The organism is Paucibacter soli (assembly GCF_037482845.1).
GTDB lineage: Bacteria > Pseudomonadota > Gammaproteobacteria > Burkholderiales > Burkholderiaceae_C > Paucibacter_B > Paucibacter_B soli.
On record NZ_JBBHJW010000002.1, the window covers coordinates 411123 to 426470 of the forward strand.

15 protein-coding genes are annotated in these 15348 nt (G+C 67.9%); 9 read left to right on the forward strand and 6 right to left on the reverse strand.

What is annotated here, in order from left to right:
- Positions 1-367 precede the first annotated feature (367 nt).
- Positions 368-883 carry a GNAT family N-acetyltransferase gene (locus WG898_RS06570; RefSeq protein ID WP_339601956.1) on the forward strand — a complete coding sequence of 172 codons (516 nt, stop codon included), beginning with the start codon at positions 368-370 and terminating at the stop codon, positions 881-883.
- 176 nt (positions 884-1059) lie between these two features.
- A complete protein-coding gene (locus tag WG898_RS06575) occupies positions 1060-1455 on the forward strand; it encodes a hypothetical protein (RefSeq protein ID WP_339601957.1) in 396 nt (131 codons plus the stop codon).
- Positions 1456-1467: 12 nt separating this feature from the next.
- Here WG898_RS06575 and WG898_RS06580 read toward each other — a convergent pair whose 3' ends face one another.
- From WG898_RS06580 to WG898_RS06600, 5 genes are all read right to left on the reverse strand, one after another.
- The gene (locus tag WG898_RS06580; protein WP_339601958.1) at positions 1468-2697 is read right to left on the reverse strand and encodes a Zn-dependent hydrolase; all 1230 of its coding nucleotides are present in this window, start codon (positions 2695-2697) and stop codon (positions 1468-1470) included.
- A gap of 11 nt (positions 2698-2708) precedes the next feature.
- Positions 2709-4160, reverse strand: coding sequence for a dihydropyrimidinase (gene hydA / locus WG898_RS06585; protein ID WP_339601959.1), 1452 nt, complete (start codon positions 4158-4160; stop codon positions 2709-2711).
- Between the two features lie 13 nt (positions 4161-4173).
- Complete coding sequence (locus WG898_RS06590; RefSeq protein ID WP_339601960.1) at positions 4174-5658, reverse strand: NCS1 family nucleobase:cation symporter-1; 1485 nt, start codon at positions 5656-5658, stop codon at positions 4174-4176.
- Between the two features lie 80 nt (positions 5659-5738).
- Positions 5739-7043 carry an NAD-dependent dihydropyrimidine dehydrogenase subunit PreA gene (gene preA, locus WG898_RS06595; RefSeq protein ID WP_339601961.1) on the reverse strand — a complete coding sequence of 435 codons (1305 nt, stop codon included), beginning with the start codon at positions 7041-7043 and terminating at the stop codon, positions 5739-5741.
- Positions 7044-7046: 3 nt separating this feature from the next.
- Entirely contained in the window at positions 7047-8402 is a 1356-nt protein-coding gene (locus WG898_RS06600) for an NAD(P)-dependent oxidoreductase (RefSeq protein WP_339601962.1), read from the reverse strand.
- A gap of 134 nt (positions 8403-8536) precedes the next feature.
- Here WG898_RS06600 and WG898_RS06605 point away from each other — a divergent pair, with 134 nt between their 5' ends.
- Positions 8537-9184, forward strand: a complete 648-nt coding sequence (locus WG898_RS06605) for a TetR/AcrR family transcriptional regulator (protein ID WP_339601963.1) — start codon at positions 8537-8539, stop codon at positions 9182-9184.
- An 18-nt stretch (positions 9185-9202) separates the two neighbouring features.
- Here the strand turns inward: WG898_RS06605 and WG898_RS06610 are convergent, their stop codons facing one another.
- Positions 9203-9529, reverse strand: a complete 327-nt coding sequence (locus WG898_RS06610) for a DnaJ family domain-containing protein (protein ID WP_339601964.1) — start codon at positions 9527-9529, stop codon at positions 9203-9205.
- 62 nt (positions 9530-9591) lie between these two features.
- Between WG898_RS06610 and WG898_RS06615 the strand changes: the two genes are divergently transcribed.
- From WG898_RS06615 to WG898_RS06640, 6 genes are all read left to right on the forward strand, one after another.
- Positions 9592-10101 (forward strand): YbaK/EbsC family protein, encoded by a 510-nt coding sequence (locus WG898_RS06615; RefSeq protein WP_339601965.1) that lies wholly within the window; start codon positions 9592-9594, stop codon positions 10099-10101.
- Positions 10101-10325, forward strand: coding sequence for a DUF1289 domain-containing protein (locus tag WG898_RS06620; RefSeq protein WP_339602252.1), 225 nt, complete (start codon positions 10101-10103; stop codon positions 10323-10325). Before WG898_RS06615 ends, WG898_RS06620 begins: the two co-directional genes overlap by 1 nt.
- Positions 10326-10334: 9 nt before the next feature.
- A complete protein-coding gene (locus WG898_RS06625; RefSeq protein ID WP_339601966.1) occupies positions 10335-10979 on the forward strand; it encodes a 2-hydroxychromene-2-carboxylate isomerase in 645 nt (214 codons plus the stop codon).
- Positions 10980-11085: 106 nt separating this feature from the next.
- Positions 11086-12645 carry a methyl-accepting chemotaxis protein gene (locus tag WG898_RS06630; protein ID WP_339601967.1) on the forward strand — a complete coding sequence of 520 codons (1560 nt, stop codon included), beginning with the start codon at positions 11086-11088 and terminating at the stop codon, positions 12643-12645.
- A gap of 119 nt (positions 12646-12764) precedes the next feature.
- Positions 12765-13706 (forward strand): ATP-binding cassette domain-containing protein, encoded by a 942-nt coding sequence (locus WG898_RS06635; RefSeq protein WP_339601968.1) that lies wholly within the window; start codon positions 12765-12767, stop codon positions 13704-13706.
- Positions 13703-15307 carry a hypothetical protein gene (locus WG898_RS06640; protein WP_339601969.1) on the forward strand — a complete coding sequence of 535 codons (1605 nt, stop codon included), beginning with the start codon at positions 13703-13705 and terminating at the stop codon, positions 15305-15307. The genes WG898_RS06635 and WG898_RS06640 overlap by 4 nt, the downstream gene beginning before the upstream one ends.
- Positions 15308-15348: the final 41 nt, after the last annotated feature.

A 15348-nucleotide genomic window follows, 5' to 3' on the forward strand; every position in this document is an offset into this window, starting at 1 on the left:
CTGCCCTGACACCAAGGTGACAGCACATGAATTGGCACGCAGCTCGTGACTTCAGACGCTGCCGGCCGGCACGCCCAGCCGCAAAGTCGGTAGCTACCTGCATTGGTTTGCACGCTTTGTCCACGCGTATGGTGTGCTGCGACATTGGGTGCGGGCAGCCAATTGGGCTGTGAATACACTGCACAAGTTCACCCGGCTGCCGCTCATCAACCGGTACTCGCGGCTCAGTTCAGACTTTTGGTATCAAGGGCAATATGGCGAAATACAACCATGCCAGCTGGCATTCCGGCGGCGGTTTCGCTGAAGGGCAGCGATACCGGGTAGCAAGCCTGAACGGCGAACTCATGCGTTGGCCTGTTCCTGAGGCATGGCGATGATCGAAATGCGCGACGTCGACCCGCAGGGCGAAGATGCACTTGCCTTGCTGCGCGAGGCCGCGGCGGACGCCCGTGCGCTGTACCCGGAGTTGTTCGTCGGGGCGCTCACGGCACCGACGAACGGGCCGCTGCCAGAGCGCGGGGTCTACGTCGTGGCCTATCTGGACGAACGGCCACTTGCCTGCGGTGCATTTCGTCCGCTTGACCAAGGCAGCGCCGAAATCCGTCGCATCTATGTGCATCGTGAGCACCGGCGGGCCGGGCTTGCCAAGGCGCTGCTGGCACACCTGGCCATGCGGGCGGCCGGCCTCGGCTATCGACGCCTGGTATTGGAGACCGGCTACAAGCAGCTGCCGGCCATGCGCTTGTACGAGTCCTGCGGATATTCGCGCATTGCTGCCTTTGGCGAGTATGCAAACGATCCGACCAGTGTCTGTTACGAGCGCCTGCTCCAATCGGACGAGCAGGACGCTGGGCGTGCAGGCGATCTGAACGAGAACGGGTAGGGCCGACGACTCTAGGCATGTGCTTGCGCGGCGGCACCGCGCAAGCAAGGCGATGCCTGCTTGCATGGAAGCCCTCGTCCGAATGCATCGATGACTACATCCGTAAGAAAGTGTTGGCCCCGGTCGGCGCAGGCCCGCGCCGCAGCGTTGATGTGCTATTGCTGCCGGAGATGGCCATGAGATTGAAGCCCCTGTTGCCCTACGTTTTGCTAGGTTGCGCCGCCTTGGGCGCAGGCCATGCGCAGGCGCATGAGTATGGGCGCGCGCCCGAGCTTGGCCTGAGCCTGACGCTGGCCCAGCCAGGCGTCTATGGGCGCATCGAGATCGGAGCGCAGCAGATGCCGCGCGTCTACTACCCGCAGACCGTGGTGGTGCAGCCGGCGCAGCTGGGCTACCGGCCGGTCTACATCTATGCGCCGGAGTGGCAGGTACGTCACTGGCCGCGGCACTGCCATCACTACGGCGCCTGCGACCGCCCGGTCTACTTTGTGCGCGATGACTGGGTGCGTGAGAACTATCGCCAGGAGCACCGCCACGAGCACCGCCGCGGGCATGGCCATGGCCATGACTGACTGACTGAACGATCAGCCGGCCCGCTCCAGCATCGCCTGCAGCAGCACGTTGCAGCCCGCAGTGATGTGTTCGGGCTTGGCGTCCTCGATCTCGTTGTGGCTGATGCCGTCCTTGCAGGGGATGAAAATCATGCCTGCCGGCGCCAGGCGCGCCATGTAGACGGCATCGTGCCCGGCGCCCGAGACGGCCGGCATGTGCGAGTAACCCAGGCGTTCGGCCGCGCGCGCCACCGCCGCGATGCAGTCGGGGTGGAAGGGCTGGGCCGGGTAATGCGAAACCAGCTCGATCTGGATCGGCAGGCCGGTCTCGGCGCTGATGCGCTGGGCGCAGGCACGGATGTCGGCATCCATCGCGTCCACCAGCGCGTCGCTGGCATTGCGCAGGTCGATGCTGAACTTGACGCGGCCCGGTATCACATTGCGGCTGTTGGGGTGTACCTGCACCATTCCGACCGTCCCTCGGCCATGCGGCGGATGCCGGCGCGCCACCGCCACCACGTCCTGCATCAGCCGCGTGGCCACCTGCAGCGCATCCTTGCGCAGCGCCATCGGGGTAGGGCCGGCATGGGCCTCCATGCCGGTGACGGTGCAGTCGTACCACTTGATGCCCAGCACGCCGCTCACCACGCCGATGGTGACATCGTGATCCTCCAGCACCGGCCCCTGCTCGATATGGGTCTCGAAATAGCTGCCGATCGGGTGGGCGCCGGGTTCCTCGGGGCCGATATAGCCGATGCGTTCCAGCTCGTCCTTGACGCTCTTGCCCTCGGTATCGGTGGCGGCATAGGCATGCTCGAGCGTGAAGGCCTTGGCGAACACGCCCGAGCCCATCATCACCGGCACGAAGCGCGAGCCTTCCTCGTTGGTCCAGAAGGCCACCTCGATCGGCGCCTCGGTCGCTATGCCATGCTCGTTGAGCGTGCGCACCACCTCCAGCCCGGCCAGCACGCCGTAATTGCCGTCGAACTTGCCGCCGGTGGGTTGCGTATCGATATGGCTGCCGGTCACCACCGGGGGCAGGGTGTTGTTGCGGCCCGGTCGGCGCATGAAGGCATTGCCGATCTTGTCTATCGTCACCGTCAGGCCCGCCTCGCGCGCCCAGCGCAGCACCAGGTCGCGGCCCTGGCGATCCAACTCGGTCAGCGCCAGGCGGCACACGCCGCCCTTGTCGGTCTTGCCGATCTGGGCCAGTTCCATCAGCGAGGCCCAGAGGCGCTCGCCGTTGATGCGCAGCTTGTCCATGTCTTTGCTCCTCAACGCGGCACCGGCGCCGGGGCCAGGTCTTGCGCCCTGGCCTTGGCAGCCTGGAAGTTCGGTCCGAAGGCGGGGCGCTTGAGGTAGCGGCCGGCGCCGGGCTCGGCACGCAAGTCGCCCTGGGCGTAGACCACGCGGCCCTGGCTGACGGTATGGCTGGGAATGCCGCGCACCTGGCGGCCCTCGAAGATATTGAAGTCGCCCTTGGAATACTGCGTCTTGGCCGAGATCGTCTTGGTACCCTGCGGGTCCCACAGCACCAGGTCGGCGTCGGCGCCCTCGGCGATGCAGCCCTTGCGGGGATAGAGATTGAAGAGCTTGGCGGTGTTGCTTGAGGTGATGGCCACGAACTCACTGGGCGTGAGCCGGCCGCTGTTGACGCCGGCGTCCCAGATCACCGCCATGCGCTCCTCGATGCCGCCGCAGCCGTTCGGGATCTTGGCGAAGTTTTCGCGCCCGGCGGCCTTTTGCTCGGCGCAGAAGGTGCAGTGGTCGGTGGCGGTGGTGTGCAGCTGGCCGCTCTGCAGGCCGCGCCACAGAAACTCCTGGTGGATCTTGGGTCGGAAGGGCGGGCTCATCACATGGGCCGCGGCGCTGGCGAAATCGGGGTGGCGGTAGACGCTGTCGTCGATCAGCAGATGGCCGGCCAGCACCTCGCCATAGACGCGCTGGCCGCGGGCACGTGCCCGCGCAATCGCCTCGGCGGCCTCGATGCAGCTGACATGCACGATATAGATCGGCACGCCCAGCACTTCGGCAATCGCGATGGCGCGATTCGCTGCCTCGCCCTCCACCATGGGCGGGCGCGAGAGCGGATGACCCTCGGGGCCGCTGATTCCCATCTTGGCAACGATTTCCTGCTGCAGCAGATAGACCAGCTCGCCGTTCTCGGCATGCACGGTGGGCATGGCGCCCAACTCCAGCGCACGCTTGAAGCTGTTCACCAGGGTCTCGTCATCGCACATGATGGCGTTCTTGTAGGCCATGAAGTGCTTGAAGCTGTTCACGCCTTCCTGCTGCACCAGGGTGGCCATGTCGGCATGCACGCTCTCGCCCCACCAGGTGATGGCGACGTGAAAGCCGTAGTCGGCGGCCGACTTCTCGGCCCAGCCGCGCCATTGCCGGTAGGCCTCCATCAAGGGCTGCTGCGGATTCGGGATCACGAAGTCGATGATGGAGGTGGTGCCGCCGGCCAGGCCCGCCGCCGTGCCGCTGAAGAAGTCGTCCATTGTCACCGTGCCCATGAAGGGCAGCTGCATATGGGTGTGCGGGTCGATGCCGCCGGGCAGCAGGTACTGGCCGCTGGCATCCAGCGTTGCCGCGCCCGCCGGGGCCAGGTCTTGCGCGCGCGCGCCCACGGCGACGATCCGGCCGTCCACGCACAACACATCGGCAGCAAATTCACGGTCGGCGTTGACGACGGTGCCGCCACGTATCAGCAATGCAGCCATGAATGACTCCTTGTCAGGCGCGCTTGAGCGCCAGCCCATGTTCGTTGACCTTGCCCACCATCGCCAGGCGATAGACCAGGGCGGCAATGGCCAGGCCGATGAACCAGGCATAGGTATAGACCTGTTTGAAGACCTCCGCCACCTCGGGGAAGGCGGCCGGGAAGGCGGCGTTCAGAAAGCCCGGCACATTGGGCGCCACGCCCAGCACGAAGGCGGCCACCGCGGCCCAGTTCCAGCCGCAGGCGTAGCTGTAAGCACCACGCTCCTGGTAGAGCTGGGCCACGTCCAGCCGGGTCTTGCGCAGCAGGTAGTAGTCGACGATCAGGATGCCCGCCACCGGGCCCAAGAGGGCCGAGTAGCCGATCAGCCAGGTGAAGATATAGCCCTGGGTGGACTCCAGGATCTTCCAGGGCATCATCAGGATGGCGATGCCGGCGGTGATGTAGCCACCGGTCTTGTAGCTGATGGCCCGCGGCGCCAGCGCGGAGAAGTCGTAGGCCGGGCCCACCAGATTGGCCGCCAGGTTGACGCTCACGGTGTCGATCAGCAGCACGATCAGCGCGATCAGCACCGCCGCGCCGCTCATGCGGCTGGCCAGGTCCACCGGGTCCCAGATCGCCTTGCCGTAGATCACCACGGTGGCCGAGGTCACGAACACCGCCAACGCGGCCAACAGGCCCATGGGCGCGGGCAGGCCTATGGCCTGGCCGACGATCTGGTCGCCTTGCGACTTGGCGAAGCGGGTGAAGTCGGGGATGTTGAGCGCCAGCGTGGCCCAGAAACCCACCATCGCGGTCAGCGAGGGCCAGAACACCGCCGCGAACTGGCCGGCCTTCTTGCCGCCGGCCACAAAGGCCGAGGGCTGATCCAGGATGGGGCCGAAGCCACCCGCCTTGTCGTAGGCCCAGTAGAGCAGCACAAAGCAGATGATGATCTTGACCGGCGCCGTGTAGGTCTCGAGCTTGCGGATCGCGTCGATGCCATGCACCACGTAGTAGAACTGCATCGCCCAGAAGGCCAGAAAACAGCCCAGCTGCGCCAGGTTGATGCCCAGGCCGGGCAGTTTCTCGCCGTCCAGCGGCTGGCCGATCAGCACGCCCACCAGGGTGTAGATCATCATGCCGCCGAACCAGGTCTGGATGCCGTACCAGCCGCAGGCCACCAGCGCGCGCAACAAGGCGGGTAGCCTGGCGCCGCGGGTGCCGAAGGAGGCGCGCGCCAGCACCGCATAGGGGATGCCGTACTTGGCACCGGCATGGCCGATCAAGAGCATGGGCACCAGCACGATCAGATTGCCCAGGAACACCGTCAGCACCGCCTGGCTCCAGCTCATGCCCGAGTCGATCAGGCTGGCCGCCAGGGTGTAGGCCGGGATGCACATCACCATGCCCACCCACAGGGCGGCGAAGTGGTACCAGCGCCAAGTGCGCTGGGCAGCGCTGGTGGGGGCCAGGTCCTCGTTCCACAATTCGCTGCTGCTCGCTCTTTGTTCGACCATGCTGCTGACTCCGTGTGTGGGTATTCAGGGTGAGCAAACTCTGTGCCCGGGCGCCGTGAGGCGCCATATGGATAACCCTGTCAGGCGGGCGTTCTCATGGGGTTGTTGGGATGCGTGGTCCAGTTGGCATAGCCGCCGCGCACCGCCTCGCCGCTGCGCGCGTCGATCTCGCCGGGCGCCAAGGCGCGCATCGTGATGGTGTCGGGCACCGGGCAGATCGAGACGCACAAATTGCAGCCCACGCAGTCGGCCTCCTTGACCTCGAAATGGCGCCGGCCGTCCTTCACCGCGGTGATGGCCTGGTGCGAGGTGTCCTCGCACACCACATGGCAGCGCCCGCACTGGATGCAGCTCTCCTGCCTGATGACGGCCTTTTCCACATGGTTGAGGTTGAGCTGGTTCCAGTTCTTCACCGAAGGGACGGCCAGGCCCGTCATCGCGTCGATGTTGGCGTAGCCCTTTTCGTCCATGAAGTTGGCCAGGCCCGAGCACATGTCCTGCACGATCTTGAAGCCATAGACCATGGCGGCGGTGCAGACCTGCACCGTGCCGCAGCCCAGCGCGATGAACTCGGCCGCGTCGCGCCAGTTGCCGATGCCGCCTATGCCCGAGATCGGCAGCCCGGCGGTGGCGGGGTCGCGCGCGATCTCGGCCACCATGTTTTGCGCAATCGGTTTCACCGCCGGCCCGCAGTAGCCGCCATGCGAGCCCCAGCCATCGGTGCTGGGGTTCATGCGCATGCGCTCCAGGTCCACGCCCATCACCGAGTTGATGGTGTTGATGAGCGAAACCGCGTCGGCACCGCCGGCCTTGGCGGCGCGCGCAGGTTGGCGCACATCGGTGATATTGGGAGTGAGCTTGACGATCACCGGCAGCCTTGTGTACTGCTTGCACCAGGCCGTGACCATCTGGATGTACTCGGGCACCTGGCCCACCGCCGAACCCATGCCGCGCTCGCTCATGCCATGCGGGCAGCCGAAGTTGAGCTCGATGCCGTCAGCGCCGGTGTCCTCGACCAAGGGCAGGATGGCCTTCCAGCTCGCCTCGGTGCAGGGCACCATCAGCGAGACGATCATGGCGCGGTCGGGCCAGGCGCGCTTGACCCTGCGGATCTCCTCCAGATTGGTGCGCAGCGGCCGGTCGGTGATCAGCTCGATATTGTTGAGGCCGATGACGCGCCGGTCCTGACTCATCAGCGTCGCATAACGCGGGCCGCTGACGTTCACCACCGGCGGATCCTCGCCCAGGGTCTTCCAGACCACGCCGCCCCAGCCGGCCTCGAAGGCGCGCGTGACGTTGATCTCCTTGTCGGTGGGCGGGGCCGAGGCGAGCCAGAAGGGATTGGGGCTTTGGATGCCCAGGAAATTGCTGCGGATGTCGGCCATGGTTCAAGCCCTCAGGAATTGATCGATGGAGGCAGCGGCCTGCTTGCCATGCTCCACGGCTTCGACCGTGAGGTCGCGCCCACCGAGGCGGCAGTCGCCGCCGGCCCAGACCTTGGGGTGGCTGCTGCGGCCATCGGCATCGGTCTTGATGCGGCCGTCCTGCAAGGCGATGGCCGGCGCGAGCGGTTCAGAGATGAGCTGCTGGCCTATGGCCTTGAGCACCATATCGGCGGCCAGCTCGAACTGCTCGCCCGTGTCCACCAGGCGGCCGTCGCGCTCGGCGGTGACGGCAAAGCGCATGCCCGTCACGCGGCCTTGCTCACCCAGGACCTGCAGCGGCCGCGCCCAAGTGCGCAGCGTCACGCCCCGCGTCTGCGCCCATTGCTGCTCATGCGCCGATGCCCCCATCTGCGCCTGGCCGCGGCGGTACACCATGCTGACCTCGCGCGCCCCCAGCAGCCGGCTTTGTACCGCGGCATCCACCGCCGTCATGCCGCCGCCAATCACCAGCACGCGCTGGCCCACCGCCAGCTCGCGGGGATGCTTGGCCTGGCGCAGCTCGGCGATGAAGTCCACCGCGTTCCTGAGCCCCTCCAGCGCCGGCTCGGCCACGCCCAGCGCGTTCACGCCCGCCAGGCCCAGGCCCAGGAACACGGCGTCGTACTGCAGGGTCAGGTCTTGCAGGGTGAACTCGCGCCCCAGCGCCTGGCCGGTCTGCGCCGTGATGCCGCCGATGGAGAGCAGCCATTGCACCTCCCGCTGCGCAAAGCCGTCGGTGGTCTTGTAGCTGGCCAGGCCGTATTCGTTCAGGCCGCCCAGCTTGGGGCGGGCCTCCAGCAGCGTCACCGCATGGCCGGCGCGCGCCAGGCCATGGGCGGCGGCCAGGCCGGCCGGCCCGGCGCCGACCACGGCCACGCGCTTGCCAGTGGCGGCGGCGCGCGTGAACAGCGGCGGGTGTTGCGAGGAAACGGGTTTGGCAAAGAACGCGTCGGTGGCGTAGCGCTGCAGCAGGCCGATCTCGACCGGCTTGCTCTCATTGCCATGACGCACGCAGCCCTGCTCGCACAGGATCTCGGTGGGGCAGACGCGGGCGCACATGCCCCCCAGCGGGTTGGCGCTCAGGATCGCCTCGGCCGCGCCGCGCTCGTTGCCCTGTGCGATGCGGGCGATGAAGCTGGGGATGTCGATGCCGGTGGGGCAGGCGGTGCTGCAGGGCGCGTCGAAACAGTAGTAGCAGCGCTCGGCCTCGATGAGGGCCTGGTGGCGCGTCAGTGGCGGATGCGCATCGGCAAAGTTGTGCGCGTATTCGGCCTCGCTGAGGCGGGCGGCCTGTATGCCGCTGGGGCTTCTCGACTCCATGGGATCTCCCTGGTCTGGGCGGGCCGACAACAGCAGCCGACGTGGTAATGATTTACCAACTGGTAAAAACTAACCAGCTGGTAGATTCCCCTAGCGCCATGCCGCCGCCCGTGGCCGCTCTGATAATCCGCGCCATGCCAAGCAACGCGTCCGCCGCCCCTGCCAAACCCGCCACCGCGCCGCGTGCCGCGCGCCTGCAAAAAGAGGCCCAGATCCGCGGCGAGGCCGAGCGCCAGTTCGCGCAATACGGCTTCGAAGGGGCCTCGCTGGAGAACATCGCTGCCGCCCTGGGACTGAGTCGCCACAACCTCCTGTACTACTACCCCAGCAAGGAGGCGCTCTATCGCGTGGTGCTGGACGAGGTGTTGAAGGAGTGGCTGGAGCGCATGGCCGGCATCGTCGGTGGCGCCGACCCGCAGGCGGCGCTGCGCGACTACATCGCCGCCAAGCTGCGCTTCTCGCGCGAGCGGCCTGCCGGCTCGCAGGTGTTTGCGCGCGAGGTGATGGCCGGCGCACCGCGCTTTCGCGATGCGATCGAGGGTCAGGTCTTGCCGGCGCTGAACGCGGACGTGCAGACCTTCGAGCGCTGGGCGCGCGAGCGGCGCGTGGCGCGGCTGGACTTCCGCCACCTGATGTTCAGCATCTGGTCCTGCACCCAGGCCTATGCGGACCTGGGCCCGCAGTACGCCATGCTGCTGGGCAAGGCGGCGCTGGACGAGGTGGATTTCGGTGCAGCCGAACGCACCATTTTCGCGATGGTCTGGGGCGCGCTCAGGCCCTGACAGGCTGCTAACCGCCTGTCAAAGGCTGCCGCTGATGCGCAGCGCTTCCAGGCGCAGGGCGATGGCCTGTTCGAGTTCGCTCAAGCGCTGCTGCAATCCCTGGCTCTCGACCGGATCGACGCAGCCGCGCAGGGCATCGGCCAGGGCGGCGCGTTCGCGCAGCCGCTCGACCTCGGGGGGCACGAAGCCGGCATTCTTGAGGATCTTGAAGGGCATGCGCAGGCCCTCTGGCGTCTCCAGATAGCCGAAGTCTTCGTCCAGCGGTTTGCCGAAACTCTCGGCCTGGCGAAGCTCGCCGGACTTGCGCGCTTGCTCCAGGTGTAGGGCAATCTCGTCGTCTTGCATGGAGCGATTCTGCCTTGGCCCGACGCCGGCAGGGGCCGCCCAGGCCTGCCAGAATGCCATCCATGCAAGATCCGAATATCAGTACCCGTCCCGAAGGCTTTCAGCGCGTCGGCGCCGCTCTGCGCGAACGCCGCCATGGCCATGCACCGCTGTGGCTGGAAGTTGCCGCGCGTACCTCCCAAGAGGCCGCCGATGCGCTGGGCGTGAGCCTGGGCCAGATTGCCAAGAGCGTGGTGTTCCGCCGCAAGACCGACGAACAGGCGGTGCTGGTGATCGCCTCGGGTGACCGGCGCGTGGACGAGAAGAGGCTCAAGGAGCTGACCGGCCCGCTGGGCCGGGCGGACGCCGACTATGTGAAGGCGCGCACCGGCTTCTCGATCGGTGGCGTCTCGCCGCTGGGCTTTGCGCCGGCAGGCGATGCCGCGCCCCCGCTGCTCTTCATCGACCGCGAGCTGTTCCGTTTCGAACTGATCTGGGCCGCCGCCGGTCATCCCAATGGCGTGTTTCGCATGAGCCCGGATGAGTTGGTGCGGCTCACCGGCGCGCCGGTCATCGACGTGGTGCAGGCATGATGATGAACGAGTCGCCCGCACGCGTCGCCTCGCCCTGCACCAATGTCTGCCGCATGCACGAGGCCAGCGGCTTTTGCGAGGGCTGCGCGCGCACCATTGCCGAGATCGCCGCCTGGTCGCGCGCCGACGATGCGGCGCGCCTGGCCATCCTCGCCGAGCTGCCGCCGCGCCGCGCGCTGCTGGTGGAGCAGGGCATCTACAGCGCCGCCGAACCCAATGTGTGAGCGTCCCCTATGAAGCACATCCGCTTTTACTTCGACCCGATCTCGCCCTATGCGGCGCTGGCCTTCGAGCACCTGCCCGAGGCGCTGGCGGGCCAGAGCTACAGCGTCGATTACCTGCCCATCCTGTTCGCGGCGCTGCTCAAGGCCGGCGGCCAGAAGGGGCCGGCGGAGATCCCGGCCAAGCGCGCCTGGACCTATCGGCAGATCGCCTGGCACGCACACCAGTTGCAGATTCCGATGCAGCTGCCGACCCCGCATCCCTTCAATCCGCTGGCGCTGTTGCGCCTGGCCTGGGCCAGCGCCGAGCCGGGCCGCACGCCCAGCCGTTTGGTGGTGGAGCGCATCTTCCGCCATGTCTGGCGCGGCGCCGGTGCCGACCCCAACGATCCGCAGCGCCTGGCCGCCCTGCGGCAAGACCTGGCCCCGGTGCAGGACCCCGAGGGCGAGCCGGTCAAGCAGGCGCTGCGCAGCGCCACCGACGCAGCGCTGGCGGCGGGCGTGTTCGGCGTGCCCACGCTGGAACTCGACGGCCGGCTGTTCTGGGGGCTGGACGCGCTGCCCATGGTGGCGGCCTGCCTGCGCGGCGATGCCTGGTTCGAGAGCGGCAGCTGGGAAGCTGCCGCCGCCGCACCCATGGGCCTGCAGCGGAAATGACGTTTTTTTGACGGGTCGGGCGCAATTTGCGCCCAAGATTTAAGGCTTTTCCCTTGATGCATGTCATGTTCGTCTGTCAGCATGCGGGCCACAACAGGGAGAAGTTATGTCAATCAATCTGGGCATGCGTGCGCGCATGCGTTTGTTCGCGGCCGCCTTGACGGTGTTTACCTTGCTGGCGATGGGTGTGGGTCTGCTGCGCATGCATCAGCTGCAGCTGGGCCTCAGAACCGTCTATGAAGACCGGGTGCTGCCATTGCGTCAACTCAAGGCGGTGGCGGACGCCTATGCGGTACAGATCGTCGACAGCGCGCACAAGGCCGCGCATGGTGGCCTGAGCAGTGCTCAGGCACTCAAGAATCTGCAGCGGGCGCGCGTGACGGTCGGGCGCGAGTGGCAAGCCTATATGGCCACCTCCATGGATGCACATGAGCTTGGCCTGGCACGCCAGACCGAGCAGGCGATGCGCGGCGCCGAGGCCAGCCTGGACGAGTTGCAGCTGCTGCTGGACGCCGGCGATGCGGCCGCCTTGCACGCCTATACCTCGCAGCGCATGTACCCGGCGCTGGATCCGATCGCCGAACGCGTGGATGCGCTGGTACGCCTGCAGGAAGACGTGGCTGCCCAGGAGTTCGCGCGCGGCGAGCAGAGCTACGAGCACACACGCTGGATCCAGGCAGCACTGATGCTGGCGACCCTGCTGGTCGGCTGGCTGGCATCGGAGTGGGTGGTGGCCTGGTTGAGCCGGGCCCTGGGCGGCGAGCCCGAGCAAGTGGCCGATATTGCGGCGTCGATTGCACGCGGCGAGCTGCATGCCGACATCGAGGCACCGCATCGCTATGGCGACAGCGTGATGATGGCGATGAGCCGCATGCAGCAAAGGCTGCGCGAGGTGATTGGCGACATCGCCATCGCCTCGGGCTCGGTGGCGAGCGCTTCCGAACAGATCGCGATGGGCAACCAGGACCTAAGCGCACGTACCGAGAGCCAGTCGGCGAACCTGCAGCAGACCGCCGCCACCATGGACAAGATGGCCGGCGATGTGCGCGGCAATACCGATGTGGCACAGCGCGCCCGTGGCCTGGCCGAGGCGGTGGGGCAGAGCGCCAGCCGCAGCGCTGAGGTGGTGGGCCAGGTGGTGGACACCATGCAGGGCATACGCACGGGCAGCCAGCGCATCGCCGAAATCACCTCGGTGATCGATGCGATCGCCTTCCAGACCAATATCCTGGCGCTCAACGCCGCGGTGGAGGCGGCCCGCGCGGGCGAGCAGGGCAAGGGCTTTGCGGTGGTCGCCAGCGAGGTGCGCAACCTGGCACAGCGTTGCGCGGCGGCGGCGCAGGAAATCAGCGCGCTGATCGCCAGCAGCGTCAGCCAGGTCGAGGATGGCTCCACCCTGGTGGGCGAGGCCGGCGTCAGCATGAAGGAGCTGGCCGAACAGGTGCGGGCGGTGAACGCGCTGATCCTGGAGATGAGCCACAGCTCGGGCCATGTGGATCGCGGCATTGGCGAGGTCAATATGGCGCTGAGCGAGCTGGATGCGCATACCCAGCACAATGTCGCGCTGGTGGAGGAGTCTTCCGCCGCGGCGGCGGGTTTGAGCCAGCAGGCGCGCCGCCTGAGCGAGATCGTGGGCTATTTCAGGCTGCACCGGCGAGGCGGCTGAGAGGCGGTGAAGCAGCGCAGCCTGCAACGCATGCGGGGCTTGCTGCATTTGGTCGCAAGCCGCGGGCTTTGAGGAGGCTGCCTGCCTAGCATGGCTCCATTCGTTTGGGAGCCATCGTCATGCAGACCTCCGATCTTCATCTGCGCGCGCAGCCGTCCACGCCCTGCCTGGAACTGCAGGGCCTGGGCAAGCAGTACGCCGGCGGCCGGTGGGGCCTGCGCGATTTCAGCGCCACGCTGCGGCCCGGCATCACCGGCATCCTGGGGCCCAACGGCGCCGGCAAGTCCACGCTGCTGCGCATGCTGGCCACGCTCAGCACGCCCAGCGCCGGCACGATCAACTGGCGCGGCGAGCGCGTGCCCACCGCCGGCCTGCACTGGGGTCAGGTCTTGCGCGAACGGCTGGGCTATCTGCCGCAGGACTTCGGCGTCTACCCGCAGCTCAATGCGATCGAGTTCCTCGGCTACCTGGCCGCGGCCAAGGGCCTGTCGCCGCGCGGCGCCCGCGCGCGCATCGACGAGCTGCTCGCGCTGCTGAATCTGCAGCATTGCGCCAAGCAGGCCCTGGGCGGCTATTCGGGCGGCATGCGCCAGCGCGTCGGCATTGCCCAGGCGCTGTTGAACGACCCCGAGCTGCTGATCCTGGACGAGCCCACCATGGGCCTGGATCTGGCCGAGCGGGCGGCGCTGCGCCAGTTGCTGGCCGAGCTGGCGCAAGACCGCATCATTCTGCTCTCCACCCACATCGTCTCCGACCTTGAGGCCAGCGCCGAAGACATCCTGATGATGGCCGGCGGCCGCCTGCTCGCGCGCGACTCGGCCGAATCGCTGGCGCTGGCGCTGCAGGGCCAGGTCTGGCTCTGGACCGTGCCCTTCAAGGACGTGGAGGCGCTGCGCCGGCGCTGGCTGGTGGCGGGCATGCTCAAGCGGCCGCAGGGCATGCAGCTGCGCGTCATCAGCGCGGTGGCGCCGCATATCGACGCGCGCCCCGCCGAGCCGAACCTGGAAGACGCTTATCTCTCGGCCACGCGGGCGCGCGCCGCCCAGGCGGAGGCGGCATGAGGGCGCGGAGCTGGCTGGCGCCGGTCTGGCAGGTGGCGCTGGCCGACTGGCGCGAGCGCAGCCGCGGCCGCGGCTTCGTGCTGGCGCTGCTGCTGTGCGGCGCGCTCGCCGGCCTGGTGCTGCGCGGCGACATCATGCTGGCCGTGGGCGGCTGGCGCGGCGCCCACAACGCGGCCTGGGTGGGCGCACAGATGGCGCTGGTGTTCAACACCATGATGAGTCTGTTCGGCTACTTCCTGGTCAAGGGTGGCGTGCAGCGTGATGCTGCCTCGGGCCTGGCCGACATTCTTGCCAGCACCGGCCTGGGGGCGCTGCGCTATATGGCCGGCAAATGGCTCAGCCATCTGATGCTCTTGCTGTGCATGCTGCTGGTGATGCTGGCGATGGCGCTGCTGCAGCAGTTCTTTGTGCCGCCCGCCGGCCTGCAGACCCTGCCCATGGGCAGTGCCTGGCAGGCCACGGTGGCGCTGCTCGGGCCGTTTGTGGTCCTGTGTCTGCCGCTGGCCACGCTGCTGGCCGCCCTCAGCCTGGTGTTCGAGAGCCAGGCCTGGCTGCGTGGCGCCCTGGGCAATGGGCTGGTGTTCCTTGTCTTGGTGTTCTTGATGAGCCAGGCCGTGATGAGCGCGGAGCGTGCTGCGCCCGAACCCCTGGGCATGGGTGTGCTGGTGCCCGATATGCAGGCCACGCTGCGCGCCCAAGTGCCGCAGGCCAAGACACAGGGCTACACCCTGGGCGGCGGTTTCACCAATGCCAGGCACGCTCAGCAGGTGTTTGTGTGGACCGGCATGCGCTGGACGGCCGCGCAGGTGCTGCGGCAGTGGCTGTTCCTGCTGCCGGCGGGCGCCTTGCTGCTGCTGGCTGCCGGCCTGCATGCGCGCGCCGTCGGCCATGGCCGTCAGGCTGGCGGGTGGGCCGATCGGCTCGATGCGCCCGAGCGCGCGGCGCCGCCGCTGGCCGCGGCAACGCCGCGCGGCACAGGCATGGCGGCCATGCGGGCGCAGCGCTTGCTTGCGGGGCCGCTGGCGCTGGCCTGCCTGGGCTGGGCCGAGCTGCGCCTGCTGCTGCGCCAGCCGCGCTGGTGGCAGCTGGGCGCGCTGGGGCTGCTGGCCGCGGGTGCCTGGCTGAGGCAGCCGGCGGCGCTGCACGATGTGATGCTGGCCAGCCTGGCCTGGGCCACGCTGATGCTGGCGCCCGCGGCTGGCCGCGCCGCGGCGCATGGCGCGGGCGCCTTGCTGGGGAGCTGTTCGCTGGGTGCCCGTTCGCAGCGCTGGGCCTTGCTGCTGGCGGGCTGCCTGCTCTGCCTGTTGCTGTGCAGCGGGGCCATGCTGGGCATGCTGGCGCTGGGCCGCATCGATTGGCTGTTGGCCAGCCTGGCGGCCTGCCTGTTCCTGCCGGCCTTGCTGCTCAGCCTGGGCGCCTGGAGCGGCGGTGCGCAGCTGGGCGAGATCGTCGGCGTGCTATGGCTCATGGTCGGATGGCAAGGCCTGACCCCCTTGGATCCGCTGGCCGCGGGCGCGCTCGCCTATCTGGGGCTGGCGGTGGCGGCGCTGGTGGCAAGCGAACTCGTGCCGCGCCGGCGACTGGAAGCCGCCTGGGCATGAGCCGCGCTCGGTGCTTACCCTTGATGGGGCTCAAATTTCGC